Raw genomic sequence first — 16420 nt, 5'->3', positions numbered from 1 at the left:
AATATCAGGTCACCGGTACGCCGTGGTCGGGACGAGCCAAGCGGATGGAGGACTCACACGACGTCATCGAGAAGATCTGGAGCGGCGGCACCGTCGCCCACGAGAGCGCGTTCGTCTCGATGCCCGAATCCATCTTCGAGGCGGTCCCGACTCAGCGTCCGCGACCACCGATCTACCTGGCGGCATACTCGCCCGCGGGCATGGCGCGCATCGCGGAACGCGCCGACGGGTGGTCACCGGCGGGCGTCCCGATCCCGGCCATGGACGAGATGTTCCACGGCATTCGGTCGATGGCCGAAGCAGGCGGACGAGACCCCGACGAGGTCGGGTTGATCGTGCGGGCCAACTGTGCGATCGGCGCCGAAGTGTCGGGGGACGACCGTGGGATCTTCGCCGGGTCCGTCGAGCAGGTGATGGACGACGCCAGGCGGTGCGCGGAGATCGGAGCCGACGAGGTCTTCATCGAGGTCCAGTACTCGCCGGGCACCGACAGCTTCGACGCCTACCTCGAGTACATGGAACAGTTCGCCGTTCTCACGCAGGGACGATGAGCGGCAGATTCGTCGGCGACCCGGTGTTTGCGTGAGCTCTGTGCGCCTTCAGAGCGCACAGACCTCACGCGAACGAGGGGTGGGGTGGGGCGTCGGGATGGTGTCGGGCGACGTTGTCGGGGTAGCTGCGCACGAAGTAGTTCCACAGTTGTTCGCCGTACGTGTCGGCGCGGCGACGGCTCGCCATGTCGCTCACGCCGGAATTGGTCTCGTCCGCACTCGCCATGAATCCGGCAGCGGAGTGTCGTGGGCTGGCGACGACCGCATCGACGAATCGCCCGTCCAGGTCGATCGCATCGAGCGGCGTGTCGAGCGACGGCCCGTGGAAGTACGCAGCAGATTTCCGTGGCTCGATCGTGATCACGCGATGGGCGGTGGCGACGAAGTAGTTCCCGGTCATCGACTGCAGCATCTCGCCGAGGTTCACCACGAACGACCCCGGAACCGTCGGCACGGGAATCCACTCTCCGGCTGGGTTGAGGATCTCGAGCCCGGCGACCGTGCCCGGAGCGAGCAGCGTCACGAACCCGGTGTCATGGTGAGCGTTGACGCCCGCGCCGCCCGACGGTGTGGGCGGATAGTTGATCATCTTCGTCAGCGACATCGGTTGATCGCCGAACAGTTCCGAGAAGAAGTCGTCGTCGAGCCCGAGGCTGATCGCCAAGAGACCGAGGATCCGATCGGCGAGGGCGCCGAGTTCGGTCATCCACCGCAGCGTGATGTCGCGTTGGTCGGCCAGGATGTCGGCGGGCATCCATTGGTTGGGTCCGTGAAGGCGGTCGTGGATCGCGCTGTCCGCGGCGTTCGACAACGGCCACTCCGACCAGATGTCGATCTGCTCGCGGACGTCGACACGATTGTTCGTGAACTCGGAACCCACCGACTCCCATCCGCGGAACTGAGGCGATCGACGCTTGTCGATCAGTGCCCGCTCGGCCTCGTCGAGCGCGAAGAACCGATCCATGAGTTCGAACACGTCGTCGACCACCGCGTGATCGATGCCGTGATCGACGATCACCATGAAACCGACCTCGTGGCAGACCCTGCCGATCCGATCGGCCAGTTGGTGCCGTTCGTCGGGTGGGCCGTCGATTGCCGCGAGGCTGATGATCGGGATCTCGTCGAACCCGAGCGATGTGGTCGCGGTCAACTCGGTCATCCGCCGTCAGTTGTACTGGTCGAGGATCGCGGACTCGGTGACCCGGGCGATGGTCTCGCGAACCTCGGCCGCGGTGGCGCCGTCGATGCCGGCCACCTTGGAGAGATCGTCGACCGATGCACGCTGCAGCTTGGAGAGACCGTCGAAGTGGCCGGCGATCGCGATCGCCGAATCGGACGACAGGCGCTTGGTGCGATGGAGGAGCCGCAGCCCACGCGGGGTGACCGACATCGAGAGGTCGTCATCGTCCTCGAGACGATGCAGCGCCTCGGCGGCGAGGCGCAGGTCGTGGGTCTCCTCGTCGGTCAGCCGGGACATGATCGCCAGCGTCTCGCTCGGAGATCGATCATCGGCGACATAGTCCTGCACGACGAGTTCGAGCTCGTCGTCGATCTCTCCGTACAACTCGTCGAGCTGGAGGCGCAGCAGGCGAGCGTCGACGCCGAGTTCGACGATCATCGTCTCGATTTCATCAGCGATCCGATGGACCATCTCGCCACGCTGCACGACCCCAGCAACGTCGCGCAGGGTGGCCAGGTCCTCGACTTCGACGGCGGTGAGTTTGGCCATCGCATCGTCGAGGCGGATCTTGTACCGCTCGAGCGTCTGGAGCGCTTGATTCGCCCGTTCGAGCAACCGCCCGATCTCCTGCAACTGACGCTTGCCGCCACCCGCATAGACGTTGATGACGCCCATCTCCTCGCTGGCCGAGACGACCGGGACGCTCAACGAGCGGGCGACGCGTTCGGCGGTGCGGTGACGGGTTCCGGTCTCGCTCGTGGGCACGGTCGGATCGGGAACGAGGTGCACGTTGGCCCGCGCGATCCGTCCACCGTCGCTCGAGATGATGATCGCGCCGTCCATCTTGGCGAGCTCGGACAATCGCTGGGGGCTGTAGGGAGCGTCGACCAGGAAGCCGCCCGAGCAGATCGACAGCACGTCGGCGCCGTCGTCGAGCACGAGGAGGGCGCCGGCCTTCGCGCGCACGACACGCTCGATTCCGTCGCGCAGCGGGGTTCCGGGCGAGATGCGAGCGAGTGCCTGGCGCATCTGCTCGTTGGCACTCCCATATCGCATCGGCATGACCGAAGTCTAGAGGGTGGTGGCGAATGCCGATCGGCGGATTGATCGAGGCGGTCGTTCGGGGAGGAGTTCGGTCACGACACCGCGGGCGGGAATCCGGGGACGCCGGCGTCGAGTTGGACACCGGTGCTGTTCAAGAAGCCCGACACGAGTCGGTAGAACCCCGCGACGACGAGGAGCTCGACCAGTTGAGCGTCGTCCCACGTGTTGGCCAGCGCGGCCCATGTGTCGTCCGCCACGCAGTCGTCGGCGTGGAGGTCGTCGGCGAGGGCGATCAGGGCTCGGTCGCCGTCGGTCCACGGATGGTCGGCAGGGTCGCGGGTGAGTGCGCCGATCTCGTCGTCGGTGAGCCCGCAGTCGCGGCCGATGATGGTGTGCTGTCCGAACTCGTACTCGGCGTGCGCGTTGGCCCCCACCCGGAGGATCACGAGCTCGCGCTCGCGTGGCGGAAGCAGGCCCTTGTTGAGCAGGAAGCCCCCGAGCAGGTTGAATCGCTTCAACAGCTTCGGGTGTGTGCCGAGGGTGCCGAAGATGTTCAGCGGTGTGCCGTCGTGCGTGAGCGCCGTGGCCATGATGTCGGCGAGTTCCCCGTCGAATTCGGTGATCGGCTCGATCCGCGGCTCGGTGGGGCGGGGATGCTCGTGGTGTCCTTCGACGTCAGCGCTCATCGCGCCGAACGTACACAGTCGACGGTCGTCGCCTGCCGTCGAAGGGCGTCCCGGTCATTCATTCACGCCTGCCGCACGCAGGGCTTCGGTCAAGGTGGAGACCCGGAGCAGTCGGACCGAGCCGGCGACGTCGTCGTCGGGCTCGGGCGACTTGGCGGGGACGATGATCCGCCGGAATCCGAGCCGTGACGCCTCGGTGACCCGTCGGGGTGCGTGGCCGACCTGGCGCACCTCGCCGCCGAGACCGACCTCACCGAACACCGCCATGTCGGCGGGGAGCGGGACGTCGTTCATCGCGCTGGCGACCGCGAGGCAGATGCCGAGGTCGAGACCCGGTTCGGTGATCTTGGCTCCACCCGCTGCGGACGCATACACGTCCTGGTCGCCCACCATGACGCGTCCACGCCGACCGAGTACCGCCATCAACATCGACAGGCGGCCGCCGTCGATGCCCTGTGCGCTGCGACGTTTGGGCACGTTCTCCATGCCGGGCGATGTGAGCGCCTGGAGTTCGACGACGATCGGGCGCCGCCCCTCCATCGTCGGGACGACCGCCGACCCCGGAATCCCGGTGCGCCGGTCGGCGAGGAACATCGTCGACGGGTCGGGAACGGCCACGAGCCCGGCACCGACCATCTCGAAGAGGCCGAGTTCGTTCGTCGGCCCGAAGCGGTGCTTGACCGCCCGCAGCAGGCGCAGCGCGTGATGACGGTCGCCCTCGAACTGGAGCACGGTGTCGACCACGTGTTCGAGGACGCGGGGCCCGGCGAGGTTGCCGTCCTTGGTGACGTGACCGACGAGCACGATCGCGATGTTGCGCTCCTTGGCTTCGTTGACCAGTCGGTGCGCGCAACCGCGCACCTGTCCGACCGAACCCGGTGCGGAGGTCAAGTCGGGGTCGACCATCGTCTGAATCGAGTCGATGACGACGAGTTCGGGTCGGATCTGATCGATCGCCGCGATGACGTGGGGGAGCGAGGTCTCCGCGTGGAGCCAGAGGTCGGGTCGGATCGCATCGAGGCGTTCGGCGCGCAGTCGTACCTGGGTGGCGCTCTCCTCGGCGCTCACGTACAGGGTGGTGTCGGCGCGGGCCGCGAGCAACTGGAGCAGCAACGTGCTCTTGCCGATGCCGGGCTCGCCGCCGAGCAACGTGACCGACCCCGCGACGAGACCGCCACCGAGCACGATGTCGAGTTCGGCGATTCCGGTCGAGATCGGGCGCGCCGTGTCGGTGCGGACCTCGCCGATCCGGGTCGGCCCCGAGCGGTTGGTTGGCGCCAGGGGAATGACCTGGGCATCGGCGCCACCTCCCGCGATCTCCTCGACCAGCGTGTTCCAGTCCCCACATTCGGTGCACCGACCTGCCCACTTCGGGGTTTGAGCACCGCACTCCGAGCAGGCGAACAGTGTCTTGATCTTCGAGGACTTGGCGGCCATCGGCCCATCATGCCCACGGGGGTACCTCGAAGATGCGGACGAATCGGGTTGTCTAGGATCGGCTGATGATCGTTCGTGTGTCCGATCTGCAACGCGACGCCATCCTCGGCGCGATGAAGGAGATTGCGTTCGCGCACGGGGCCGCCGGCATCAGCGACGCCGACGTCCGGACGATCGACGCCGCTGGACGCATCGTGCTCGGGGCGGAGAGGGTCGACCTGGATGGCCTCGATCGAGCGTCACCCGAACAGCTGCGCGGCGTCATGATGTCGCAGGAGGACGCTCGGTCGTCTGTGCGCGTGCTCGCGGTCATGTCACTCGTCGACGGCCAGATCGACCCCGCCAAGACCGTGCTCGTTGCTGCATACGCCGCCGCGCTCGGCGTCGACGAGGACTACCTGCGCGTGCTCGCCGAAGCCGCCGAAGGAGAGGTTGCAGCAGCGGGCGCCTGCATGATCCGGAAGAACGCCGCGAGTTTTCCGGGAATCGACTCCTCCGGATTGGTCACGGACATCATGGCTCGGTTCATGCCCTATCGAGACGGCGACGACGATCCCGGGCTCGAGGCCCGGTATCTCGAGCTCGCCCATCTGCCCGTTGGAACATTCGGACGGGCGTTCGCCGATCACTTCCGCGACAACGGGTTTGCGTTTCCCGGCAATCCGGCCGGGTTGGCGGAAGGGTTCACGACTCCACATGATTCGGCCCATGTGCTCAGCGGCTATTCGACATCGCAACAGGGTGAACTCTGTGTGTCGACGTTCATCGGAGCGATGCATCCCGATCATCCGATGGGGGCGGAGGTCCTTCCGGTGTTGTTCAGCTGGCACCTGGGGATCAAGCTGAACGAGATTGCAGGGAGTTCGACCGGTGCGTTCGAACCGCGACGATTCTGGACCGCGTGGGATCGCGGTGCGCATGCAACGATCGACGTGGTCGACGAGAGCTGGGACTTCTGGTCGGCGACGACCGTCGAACTGGACGAACTTCGATCGAGGTGGGCCCTTCCGCTGCCGGAACGCGACCTGCTCGTGTGAGCGGGCGGAATCCGGTCTCGTTCGTCGATGACGTCAGGTGCACGCCGAGATGTGGGGCTCCGTCTCGGAGACGAAGTTCTTCCATTCGGCGGTGGTCAGCTCGCGACCGGCCGCCTCGCACGCGATCTCTCGCCAGCGTGCGGGGTCCGTGACGAACCGGACGGGGCCGCCGGACGGTGCGATCCATACGCCGGCTCCATCGCTCGACCATCGGATTCCATGGATGCCACCCGTCGCTTGCCCGCTCGGCACCATGGGTACACCGATCGGCTGGGCGCTGGCTACGTCGAACAACTGCACCCCCTCGCTTGTCGAAGTCGCCGCGATCAGGTCGCCGGTCGGCGAGAACGCCGCCGAGGCCACCTCACCCGCCAACCCGGTCAGGAACACGAGGTCCCCGGTCGATGGCTCGATGAGCGCAAGCTCGCCCGGGCCGCCGGTCGCCACGACCAAACCGCTGGTCGGATTCTGGTGGAGTGCTCGCCAATCATCCGTGCCATCGATGGTCCGGAGGGTTTTGAGCTCGGGCGACAGCACCTCGACGGGTCCGCCGAACGAACTTCGGACGATGCTTCCGTCCCCGAGAACCATCGGATCACCGGCAGGCCCGCGAGTCGGTCCAGCCATCATCTCACCCGTGTCCGCGTCGAACCAGGCCATCGTCGAGTTCCCGTCGGTGCCCTCGACCTGCAGCAGGAACTCCTCGCCCCTCGGACCCAGCCGAGGTGCCACTCGGTCCTGATCTGCGTGGTCGAGCCGCTCGACGAGGTCAGCTCCGTCGAGAGTGGTCCGCCGATCCCCATCGATCGACGAGACGGAGATCGTCCCCATCGCGTCTGCCGTCGACTCCGCATCGACCGTCAGGACCCACTCTCCGTCCGGGCTGAATGACCAGAGATCCAGCGCGCCGTTCGGGTGAACCTCGGACAGGTCGTGCACGTGTTGCTCGGTCGGGTCATCGACGCGTGTGTACGTGACGGCTCGCCGGTCGTCGGAGATGCGCGCGGCCCACGGGGAGGTCGGCGACAGGACGGCGGTGCTCTCCGACGCGGGGAATCGATCATCGACGATCGCTCGGTGGTCGATCTCGAACACGAGCGGGCCGCCACTTCCCTGGGTCGCGACCACTCGCCCGTCGGTACCGAATGCCGCGTCGACGATGGCGCCGGAGACTCGAACGGGATCTCCGATGAGTGCTCCGTCCGGTGACCAGAAGCGGAGCGTCCGATCGCCGCCCGCACTGACGAAGCTGCCGTCCGGAGCGACGCCGATCGACGTCACCTCGCGCGAATGGGCGGTCAACGTGGTCGTGGACCCGGTCACGCCAGTAGCTGAGACGTTGCGGAGCGAGATCGTTCCATCGACGTATCCGGTCACGAGAGTCCCCGCGTCCGCCAGCGCGATCGTGTTGACGAACTCCGGCTCGTCCAACACGGCGAGAACCTGGCCGGTGGCGACATCGAGGATCTCGGTCCGCCGCTCGGTGAGGCCGCCTGCGAAGAACGGGTCATACACGACTGCTGCCCGTTCACCGTTCGGGCTCAGGACGACGTAGAAGTCGTCGACGGGGATCTCGACACGAACCGATCCAGAGATCGCATCCACGAATCCAACCGTGCCGCCGGAGTCGAGCACGAGCGTGTCACCGGAATAGTCGCGCGGATAGCCCTCGTGTTCGGCGAGCACCGTCACCTCAGCGCCGTCGGCACGAAGAATGTGGGTCAGGACAGTCCCGCCCGAGTCTGTCGCGACAGCGGCCGTTGTCCCGTTGGCAGAAGCACGCAGGTCGTAGATCGAGTCGTCGGTGGAGAACGTTGCACCGGTCGGTTCGCCCGTCGCGATGTCGACCCACGAGACATCGTTCTCGCGGGCGACGAGCGCGACGGTCGCGTCGTCCGAGAGGGCGACGGCCCGGACATCGTCGCCCACCGGGACGACCCGCGACAACCGAGGTTCGGTCGCGATCGAGCGTTGGACCGCACCGCGAGTGACCGCATCGTCGCGGCGCCGATTGGCCTCGAGCGCGAGAAGCATCGCACGATCCGGCGATACGTAGATCTGCGCCGCGGAGAGTGCCACGAGCCGTTCGATCTCGGCATCCTCAGCGCTCGCCTGCGCTTCGCGCTCCGCGTCCCGAGCCGCGGCGAGGTTGGTCTCGGCATCTTGTTCCGCTGCTGCAGCGGCATCCGCGTTGGCGCTCGCCCGGGCCTCGGCGGTGATCGCATCGCGCTCGTTGTCGACGGCGTTCCGCCGCAGCACGAGCGCGATCGAGGCCGCGCCAACGGACAGCACGAGAAGGACAGCGGCTGCTCCGAGCAGTCCCCGCAGCTGCCGGTTCTGTCGCCGTTCGTGCTCCATTGCCGCCAGACGTTCCTGCGCCTCGCGATCCTGCTCGCGGATCGACGCGGTGACCCAGTCGAGTTCCGTCGCGTTCAGGAGGTCCGGGCGCTCCTCGGCGAGCACCTGCGCAGCGATGAGTCGCCCACCTCGCGCCAGTTCGGCGTCGTCGCGCCCCGACCGCAGCCAGGTGTCGGATCTGGACGCGACCTCACGCAGAGCTCTCAGATTCTCCCGGTCCTCCTCGAGCCAGCGCCGCAGTCGTGGCCAGTCGCGCAGCAGGGCCTCGTGTGCCACCTCGACCGTCGGCTCGCGACTGGCGCCGTCGCGGTCGACCGTGAGGAGCCGCGCCTCGACGAGTTGCTCGATCAGTCTCGTCGTCGTATCGTCGTCGCCCAACTCGCTGATGAGGGCGCGCCGTCGGGAGTGTCCGCCGGTCTCGTCGAGGGTGACCAGTCGGCCGAGAATGCGCCGAGCCTCCGCAACCTCGGCCTCGCCCGCGCTGTCGACGATGTGGTCTGCCCTCGCGGCGATCGCCCCGGTGAGTCCGCCCAACTCGTTGAAGGTCGCGAGCGACATCACGTCCGAAGTTCTCCGCCGGAACGTCTCGGTCAGAGCGAACTGGAGCAGCGGAAGACTGGCGGGTCGCTTGCTCGCGCTCGCGACCAACTCGGCGGTCAGGGCCGGCTCGACCTCGACGCCGACGGAGCGTGCTGGAAGCACGACCACCTCCTCGAGTTCGGCCGGCTCCAGCGGGCGCACGGTCACGGTCCCGTCGGTGACGAGCTCCGCGAACGCCGCGTTCGCGAGCGGTTCGTCGTAGTGGTCCGCTCGCAACGTCGCCACGATCCGCAGCGGCGACGACGGGGCACGGACTGCATGCGCGAGTTCGTGGAGAAACCGATCGCGTTCGTCCTCCAGTGCGGTCAACGTGAACAGCTCCTCGAACTGGTCGAGCACGACGAGCAGCGTCGTGTCGTCATCGGGCAGGATGCGTCGCACAGCGCGAAGCAATCCACTGCGCTCGTTCAGTTGGGATCGCAGCGAGGTGGGCGGATTGACGGCGACACGCAACAGCGCCGCCTCGAACGCGTCGATCGGATCGGCACCCGGGACCATGGTGGTCACGAACCAGTTCTCCGATCCGGTGATGACACCCGTGCGGAGCGCGGAGACGAGCCCGGCACGCACGACGGACGACTTGCCCGATCCCGAGGGTCCCACGAGGACGACCAGCGGCTGATCCTCCAGTCGCTCCACCACCTCGGCGACGAGTGCCTCACGACCGTGGAACCTTGCTGCATCACGCTCACCGAAAGCGTGCAGGCCCACGTACGGGTTGTCGACCATCCACCGGCGCGAGTCGCGACGGATCGGCCGTGACGAGTCGAGTACCTCGACGACGTCGTCGACCAGCGACTCGACACTCGGATATCGGTCGGCTGGGTCCTTCGCGGTCGCCCGACCGATGATCTCGTCGAGGTCGACGGGCAGGTCGCCGGAAAAGTTGAGCAGCGACGGAAGCGGCTCGGTCAGCTGCCGACGCACGAGTTCTGCCCGATCGCTGCTTCCCGCGAACGGAAGCTGCCCGGTCAGCAGTTCGAAGATCGTGACGCCGAGGCTGTGGATGTCGGCCGTCGCTGCGATCGGTTCGCCGCGCAGCACCTCGGGAGACGCGTAGTCGACCGCGGTGGCGAGTGCGTCACCGTCACCCGTCGGCGTCCACACCGCGATTCCGAAGTCGGCGAGATACGCGGCACCCTCGTGATCGAGCAGCATGTTTGCCGGTCGAACGTCGCGGTGCACGACGCCGAGGTCGTGTGCTGCTTCGAGTGCCGGTCCGATCTCGCGGAGCAGGTCGACCGTCGCCGCGGTCGAGAACGCGCCGTGGGCCCGTAACGAGTCCTCGACGCTGCCTCCACGCATCAATCGCATGACGAGGAACGCGGCGCCGGGCTCGCGCCAGAAGTCGTACAGCGGGACGACGTGCGGATGCTCGACCGAGGCGACCACGTGTGCCTCGTGCTCGAAGTCCCGGACGAACGCGGGACGGTCGGCCAACGGGGCGCGGATGATCTTGATCGCGACGTCGCGCCGCACGCCGGGCTGGACGGCGCGGTGGACGACGGCGAAGGTGCCGCGCCCGATCCGTTCCCGGAGTTCGTATCCGCGCACGGGCTGAGACAGTCCGTCGAGCGATGAATCCCTGATGGCGATTCGACGCTCGAGGTCGACGAGTGAGCCGGACGGATCGAGCCCGACGTCCTCGGACAACATCCGCCGGAACGCTCGGTACTCGCGCAATGCCTCGGGCTGCCGCCCGGCGATGTACAGGGACCGCATGAGGAGTTCGCGTGGACGTTCGCGGAGCGGTTCGGAGCGAGCGAGCGACTGGGCCTGCGCGACCGCCGGCTCGGTTTCGCCGGCCCCGAGCAGAGCCTCGATGAGGAGTTCGGATGCTTCGGCCTTGCGCTCTTCGAGGCGAACAGCCTCGGGGCGCGCCCACTCCTCGTGTGCGAACTCGACGTAGGCATCGCCGTGCCATCGTCCGAGCGCCGATGTCAGCAGCGCGATCGCGCGCCCGTGGTCAACGAGGCGGACCGCCTGCACCGCTTCGTCGAGTTCGAACTCGAACGCGCGGCTGTCGAGCGAGTGTCCGTCGAGCGACAGCCGATATCCGGGTTCGCTGTAGACGAGCACCTCCGAGCGTTCGGGGTCGATCGACTGACGCAACCTGGACACATAGGTCTTGAGTGAACGCTGCGCCCCAGCAGGCGGGTCACCGTTCCACACACAATCGACGAGGCGATCTGTCGAGACCACGCGGTCATGGTCGACGACGAGGCGTGCAAACAGTCGCCGCACCTGGGGACCCAGTGGCGCCTCGCGACCGTCGCGCCCAAGGGTGACCGATCCGAGAACGCAGATCTGCATGGCACTGTCCGCCTCCATATGAGCACCATGACGATGCGCGGTTACAGCCGGGTTACACCGGAGCTCAGTCGCTGTTCTCCCAGCTCAGGACGGGTGTGAAAGCGCCTGTTGCTCCACCGCACCGATCCCGCGTGGGTGTCGCGCCGGCGGACTGTCGCGCCGCCGCAACCCCTCGATCGCACGGTGGCCGTGCCGACATCGGGTGGGTTGCAGGGTCGGCCAGCAGGCATCGCAGCCCATTGGGGAGGCGGCGATGTTCTTCGCACGCAGCACATTTCTCGGGCGTGGTTTCCGGGTCGGTGGAGGATCGATGGTGGTCGGCCTGGCGGTGATCGCACTTGTCGTCCATCCGATCGTGGACGACCGTTTCGCTCCAGCCGGACCGGTGGCCGATGCGGCGGCCTCGGTTCGCCGAACTCCTGCGACGACGCCCGCGACTTCGCCGACCACCACGTCGCCGACAACCACGATCCAGGCGCTGCCGTCGATCGCGACGCCGTCGATCGCGACGCCAGCGATCACGACGCCAGGGACCACGACGCCAGGGACCACGGAGAGCGAGCCGGCCGCCGTCGCCACGCTCGTCGATCCGTTCGCACCGGTCACCTCACCTGGTGTCGGCGACTACTGCGCGGCCGGGCTCTCGGCGGACGAGCTCAGCGAGTTCTTCGCCCGTCCGATCGGCGGCTTCCAGGGCGCCGACTACCAGCGGGCATTCAAGCTCGAGGACGGCAGGGTCCTGTGGACGTTCCAGGATGCGTTCATCCAGGGGACGCTCGTCCACAACGTCGGCATGGTCCAGTCCGGCCGCTGCTTCACCGTGCTCAACGATGGCGGTCGTTCATGGCTGCTCGGTGATCTGACCTCGCACATGCGGCAATGGCACTGGATCCTCGATGGTGGACCGGCGGCCGATGGAACGGTGCAGTTGTTCGTGGTCCAGATGAACGAGACCGGCGGCTCGTACCTCACCCGAACTCGTCCATCCACGCTCCGACGGGTCGTCCTCGACTCCGCGACTCTCGAGGTCCTCGACGTCATCGACGAGCCACCGACCGGAGAGGATCTGTATGGATGGGCGGTGACCGGCGACGGGACCTACACGTACCTGTACTCGCACTGCTACCAACAGTTCGGCTTCGACACCGACTTCGGTTTCGGTGACTGCGTCGTCGACGTGAAACTCGCCCGTGTTCCCGTCGGTTCCTTCGATGCCGCCCGCGAGTACTGGGACGGGTCCGGCTGGTCTCCGGACCACAGCGCAGCAGTACCCGTGGTCGATGGCACGTTCGTCTTCTCCGGGAACAATCCGGTCCAGGTTCGCTTCGACGGCGAACAATTCGTGCTCGTCGAGAAGCGCGACGACTGGTGGGGGAGCACGATCGAGTTCGGAGTCGCCGACCAGCCGCAGGGACCCTTCGTGCACGTCCGCTCGGTCGACGAGCCCGTCAAGTGCGACCGATCGGTGTGTAACACCTACTTCGCGTCGTGGCTTCCGTGGCTCGACGAGACCGGCGCCCACATCTGGTCGATCGGACACAACCGGTGGAACGGAGCCGAGACCTCGACCCATCTCGACGTCTACCGCCCGACGTTCCACCGCATCGACCTCCGATCGTCGTCGTCCGGCTCCGTTGTGTGACCCGCGATCGACATCGGTGTGGGTCAGCGGCGGGGTGGGTCGCGGAGCAGGTCGGCCAGGTCGAGGGTCTCGGGTGAGGGGCGGACCCCGACGTCATCGGCGAGGATCCGCTCGCACCGTTCGAACGCGCGCAAGGCGGCGCTGCGGTCACCGCGGGCGCGCTCGGCGTCGATGAGGAGTCGGTGGCCGACCTCTCGCCACGGGTCCAGTCGAATCGCGGACTCGGCCGTCCCCGACGCAAGCTGATGGTCGCCGAGTCGGCACCATGCCGAGGAGAGCACGACGTAGCAGCGGTAGAGCGCATCGCCTTTGTCGCGGCGCGCATCGTCGAGCCACCTGCATTCCTCTCCCGGGAGGAGTGGCCGCCGCAGAATCGCCGACGCGACCGTTGCCTCGCTCGCTGCAGCCCGCGTGCGTTCGTGGCGCAAGTCCCCCTCGGCCCGGTCCAGGCTGCGGCGGGCCCGCTCGAGGTCGATCCACATTTCAGGAGGAGGAGAGAAGGCATAGGTTCCGGTACTCGACGTCAGCACGGACGATCCATCGAGCCCGGTCGACGTGATCAGCGTGCGTGTTTTCGACACCACGGCGGCGAGCGCGCTCTTCCACCGGGGCGGGGGTGCGTCGTTCCAGACGATGCTCGCCAACGTGTCGTGTGCGACGGGCTGTCGCTCGAGCGCGAGCGTGGCCAGAGCGATCCGGACCTGGTGCCCGGGAAGGTCGCCCTCATCGATGACGCCATCGGGCCCTTCCAAGCGAAGCCTCCCGGTGAGATACAGACGTGCCAAGCTTTCTCCAACGATTCGCCAAGTCCCGATCCGTAGGTTGCCACGTGGGAGGTCACCAATGAACGGTTACACCATCGAATGTCCCTGTGGAACGGTGCTCCGCGGCGCAGATGAAGATGCGGTCGTCGCCGAAGCGCAGTCGCATGCGCAGTCGGTCCATGACATGGAACTCACCGGCGAGCAGGCGCGTTCTATGGTCAACCCGAGTTGACCCTCCCGTCCCGTCACGCCCCGAAACGGGGTCCGACGAACGAGGAGATCGATCATGAAGCAGTTTGCCTGCGGAGACGTCGTCGAAGGTTGCGATGGTGTCGTCACCGGCGAGACCGAGGACGACGTGTTGGCCGCAGCAGCGGCACATGCGGCCGATGCCCACGGAATGACCGAGGTGCCCGATGATGTCGTGGCGCTGATTCGCTCGGGGATCACCGACGCCTGAACGAGCGCGTTGCCTCAATCGCCGAACGGGACGACTTCTCCGCGGTCGATCGAGATCCAGTCGCGGGCTTCAAGATATGGGCGGAACCGATCAGCGATCACCTCGCCGTGCGACCGGTTCTTCGGGCGCTGCAACTCGAACAGGTACGGGCACTCGAGCCATGCAGTCGTGGCGTTCCAGAGCCGCATCGCGGATTCCCCGGTGGGAGGGTCGAGGACCACCGGACCGAAGAAGCACTCGGGGTCGCCGTCGTCGTTGGGGAACTCCGGGAAGAACAGGGTCGGGACGCCGTAGCCGCCGGCAGCGACGACTCGGTCGTGCTCGGTGTGGACCTCGTCATCGGTCGTCGGGTCGGCGATTGCGGCGTCGACGATCGACGGGTCGAGCCCGAGTTCGGTGAGGAGGTGACGTGCCACGGCCGGGTCGTGCGGCTTGTGACCGTCCTCGTGCAGGGCGCGGCCCGCCCGCTCGTACCACCGGTCCAGATCGTCCATCGACGAGCGCCGGAGCATCGCGCCGATCCGCATCATCGACCACCCGTACGACCACTCACGCTCCCACGGGTGCTTCTTGCCGTCCCGGCGATTGATCTCCTCGAGGCTGAAGAACTTCCAGTTGATCGTGAGATCCGTCTGAGCGCGTACGTCGCGGATCCACTTCGACGTCTGATACGCGAACGGGCACATCACGTCGAAATGGAAGTCGACGACGGTGGGTGCGGGTGGGGCATCGCTCATTGGGCCACGATGTCACAGATCGCACGATCGGGCTCGCGTGAAGATCGATGTCTACGGCAGCGCGCGGCGTCGGTACCGACGGGAGCGGCGCCAGCGGGCGATGGCGACGTAGATGATGAAGATGACCATGAAGCCGAGCCATGTGATCAGCAGGATCAGCGCCAGGGTCGCAACCGGGCGCGCCCACACCCCACCGGTCGAGGGTGACTGCTCGCTGCGTGCGGATGCTTCGAGGACCGTCCCGTCGACCGGGACGTTCCACTGGAGGGTCCCGTCGTCGAGCACCTCGGCATTGGTCTCTTCGGCGACGAGTTCGCCGGGGAGCGTGACGCGGAGTTCGGCGTTGAACGACGTCGACGGGTCGACCCCGGCCTCCTCGAGGCGTGCGGCGAACGGGACGCCGCCGAGTGCGCTCTGCAGGTCGTCGTCGGCGAACGCGGCGAACCCATCGGGCAGACCGAGATTGGCGCGGGCGACGTTCGTCGCACTGTCGCCGTCCTGGCCACGCCCGATCGTCGGATCATTGAAGGGTGGACCCAGGCTGCGCAACAGGTTCGTCGCCTCGTCCTTGCCCTCGAAATCGTGGTTCAGCGTGAGCAGCAGACCCCCCTCGGGCGTGGGGTTCGGGCCGTCGACGATCCACCCGGCCGCCCGCACGTCGTCGAGGACGAGCTCGTCCGCGATCGTCGGAACCTCATCGGCCAGCTCGGCGTCCGCTTCGACCGTCACCACGATCGTCCCCGTGCCGTCAGGGTTGACGACCACGTCGGCGACGACGTCGAGTTGGCAGCCGGTCAGCACGAACAACCCGGCCAGCAGGATGGCGAGGCGCCGCAGATTGACTCGTTCACGGACCGCCGTCATCACCTGCCCAAGTATGTCGTGGAGAGCGCTCGAACGGTTGGAACCCCGACCCCGAAAACGAACCGGACCCCATTTCGTCGCAACAGGTGCAACGAAATGGGGTCGAGAAGATGTCGGAGTGCGGAGCCGGCGCCGCTACTCGGTGGACTCGGGCGGTGGCAGCTCGCCGCCGGCCTCGGGCACCACCGGAGGTTCGGTTGCCGTCAGCTCGAGTTCGACCGATGCCGGGGGAACGAAGCCCTCGACAGCGGTGAACGTGAACTTCTTGCCGCCCTGGGCGTCGGGATCGTCCTCGACGTCGACCACGATGATCTCGCCGGCCGAGAACTCCTTGTACAGGATCTTCTCGGACAGTGCATCTTCGATGTGGCGTTGGATCGCACGACGCAGCGGACGTCCACCGAGGGTGGGATCGTACCCACGATCGGCGAGGAGTTCCTTCGCGTTCTGCTTGAGCTCGATCCCGAGACCCTGTCCCTCGAGCTGCTTGACGAGACGCTCCATCTGCATGTCGACCATCTGCAACACCTCGTCGCGGGCGAGCTCGTGGAAGACGATGGTTTCGTCGATGCGGTTGAGGAACTCGGGACGGAAGTGGGTCTTGAGCGACTCGTTGACCTTTTCCTTCATCCGCTCGTAGCTCATCGCCGTGTCGTCCTGCGTGAAGCCGACATTGGCCTTGCGCAGATCCTGGGTTCCCAGGTTCGACGTCATGATCAGCACGGTGTTGCGGAAGTCGACCGAACG

At 66.9% G+C, this 16420-nt stretch carries 14 protein-coding genes; 5 read left to right on the top strand and 9 right to left on the bottom strand.

The annotated features are described in order from the left end of the window. On the top strand, positions 1-551 hold a 551-nt coding region (locus WBV89_RS01510; RefSeq protein ID WP_423979570.1), incomplete at its 5' end, for an LLM class flavin-dependent oxidoreductase. 64 nt (positions 552-615) lie between these two features. Here WBV89_RS01510 and WBV89_RS01505 read toward each other — a convergent pair. From WBV89_RS01505 to radA, 4 genes are all read right to left on the bottom strand, one after another. After that, positions 616-1710 (bottom strand): isopenicillin N synthase family dioxygenase, encoded by a 1095-nt coding sequence (locus tag WBV89_RS01505; RefSeq protein WP_423979569.1) that lies wholly within the window; start codon positions 1708-1710, stop codon positions 616-618. A gap of 6 nt (positions 1711-1716) precedes the next feature. Further along, positions 1717-2793: a DNA integrity scanning diadenylate cyclase DisA gene (disA, locus tag WBV89_RS01500; protein ID WP_423979568.1), complete on the bottom strand. Its 1077-nt coding sequence runs from the start codon at positions 2791-2793 to the stop codon at positions 1717-1719. 74 nt (positions 2794-2867) lie between these two features. Continuing rightward, positions 2868-3461, bottom strand: coding sequence for a carboxymuconolactone decarboxylase family protein (locus WBV89_RS01495; protein ID WP_423979567.1), 594 nt, complete (start codon positions 3459-3461; stop codon positions 2868-2870). A gap of 54 nt (positions 3462-3515) precedes the next feature. Beyond that, positions 3516-4898 (bottom strand): DNA repair protein RadA, encoded by a 1383-nt coding sequence (gene radA / locus WBV89_RS01490; RefSeq protein ID WP_423979566.1) that lies wholly within the window; start codon positions 4896-4898, stop codon positions 3516-3518. A gap of 65 nt (positions 4899-4963) precedes the next feature. Here radA and WBV89_RS01485 point away from each other — a divergent pair, with 65 nt between their 5' ends. After that, a complete protein-coding gene (locus tag WBV89_RS01485; RefSeq protein ID WP_423979565.1) occupies positions 4964-5935 on the top strand; it encodes a hypothetical protein in 972 nt (323 codons plus the stop codon). Between the two features lie 33 nt (positions 5936-5968). Here the strand turns inward: WBV89_RS01485 and WBV89_RS01480 are convergent, their stop codons facing one another. Next, a complete protein-coding gene (locus WBV89_RS01480; RefSeq protein WP_423979571.1) occupies positions 5969-11206 on the bottom strand; it encodes a protein kinase domain-containing protein in 5238 nt (1745 codons plus the stop codon). A 253-nt stretch (positions 11207-11459) separates the two neighbouring features. On the opposite strand from WBV89_RS01480, the gene WBV89_RS01475 reads away from it, so the two are divergent. After that, positions 11460-12848, top strand: coding sequence for a hypothetical protein (locus tag WBV89_RS01475; RefSeq protein WP_423979564.1), 1389 nt, complete (start codon positions 11460-11462; stop codon positions 12846-12848). A gap of 23 nt (positions 12849-12871) precedes the next feature. On the opposite strand, the gene WBV89_RS01470 is transcribed toward WBV89_RS01475, so the two are convergent. Further along, the gene (locus WBV89_RS01470) at positions 12872-13600 is read right to left on the bottom strand and encodes an AfsR/SARP family transcriptional regulator (protein ID WP_423979563.1); all 729 of its coding nucleotides are present in this window, start codon (positions 13598-13600) and stop codon (positions 12872-12874) included. A gap of 91 nt (positions 13601-13691) precedes the next feature. Between WBV89_RS01470 and WBV89_RS01465 the strand changes: the two genes are divergently transcribed. Both WBV89_RS01465 and WBV89_RS01460 read left to right on the top strand, forming a co-directional pair. Then, positions 13692-13844: a DUF1059 domain-containing protein gene (locus tag WBV89_RS01465; RefSeq protein ID WP_423979562.1), complete on the top strand. Its 153-nt coding sequence runs from the start codon at positions 13692-13694 to the stop codon at positions 13842-13844. Between the two features lie 54 nt (positions 13845-13898). Then, positions 13899-14072, top strand: a complete 174-nt coding sequence (locus WBV89_RS01460) for a DUF1059 domain-containing protein (RefSeq protein ID WP_423979561.1) — start codon at positions 13899-13901, stop codon at positions 14070-14072. Positions 14073-14086: 14 nt separating this feature from the next. On the opposite strand, the gene WBV89_RS01455 is transcribed toward WBV89_RS01460, so the two are convergent. From WBV89_RS01455 to WBV89_RS01445, 3 genes are all read right to left on the bottom strand, one after another. Then, positions 14087-14809 carry a DsbA family protein gene (locus tag WBV89_RS01455; protein ID WP_423979560.1) on the bottom strand — a complete coding sequence of 241 codons (723 nt, stop codon included), beginning with the start codon at positions 14807-14809 and terminating at the stop codon, positions 14087-14089. 51 nt (positions 14810-14860) lie between these two features. Continuing rightward, positions 14861-15673 carry a hypothetical protein gene (locus WBV89_RS01450; protein ID WP_423979559.1) on the bottom strand — a complete coding sequence of 271 codons (813 nt, stop codon included), beginning with the start codon at positions 15671-15673 and terminating at the stop codon, positions 14861-14863. 135 nt (positions 15674-15808) lie between these two features. After that, positions 15809-16420, bottom strand: a 612-nt coding sequence (locus WBV89_RS01445; RefSeq protein WP_423979558.1) for an AAA family ATPase, incomplete at its 5' end; no start/stop codon positions are given.

The organism is Ilumatobacter sp., assembly GCF_049588435.1.
GTDB lineage: Bacteria > Actinomycetota > Acidimicrobiia > Acidimicrobiales > Ilumatobacteraceae > Ilumatobacter_A.
The sequence above is the reverse complement of the archived record's forward strand: the minus strand, read 5'-3'. Positions and strand labels throughout refer to the sequence as shown.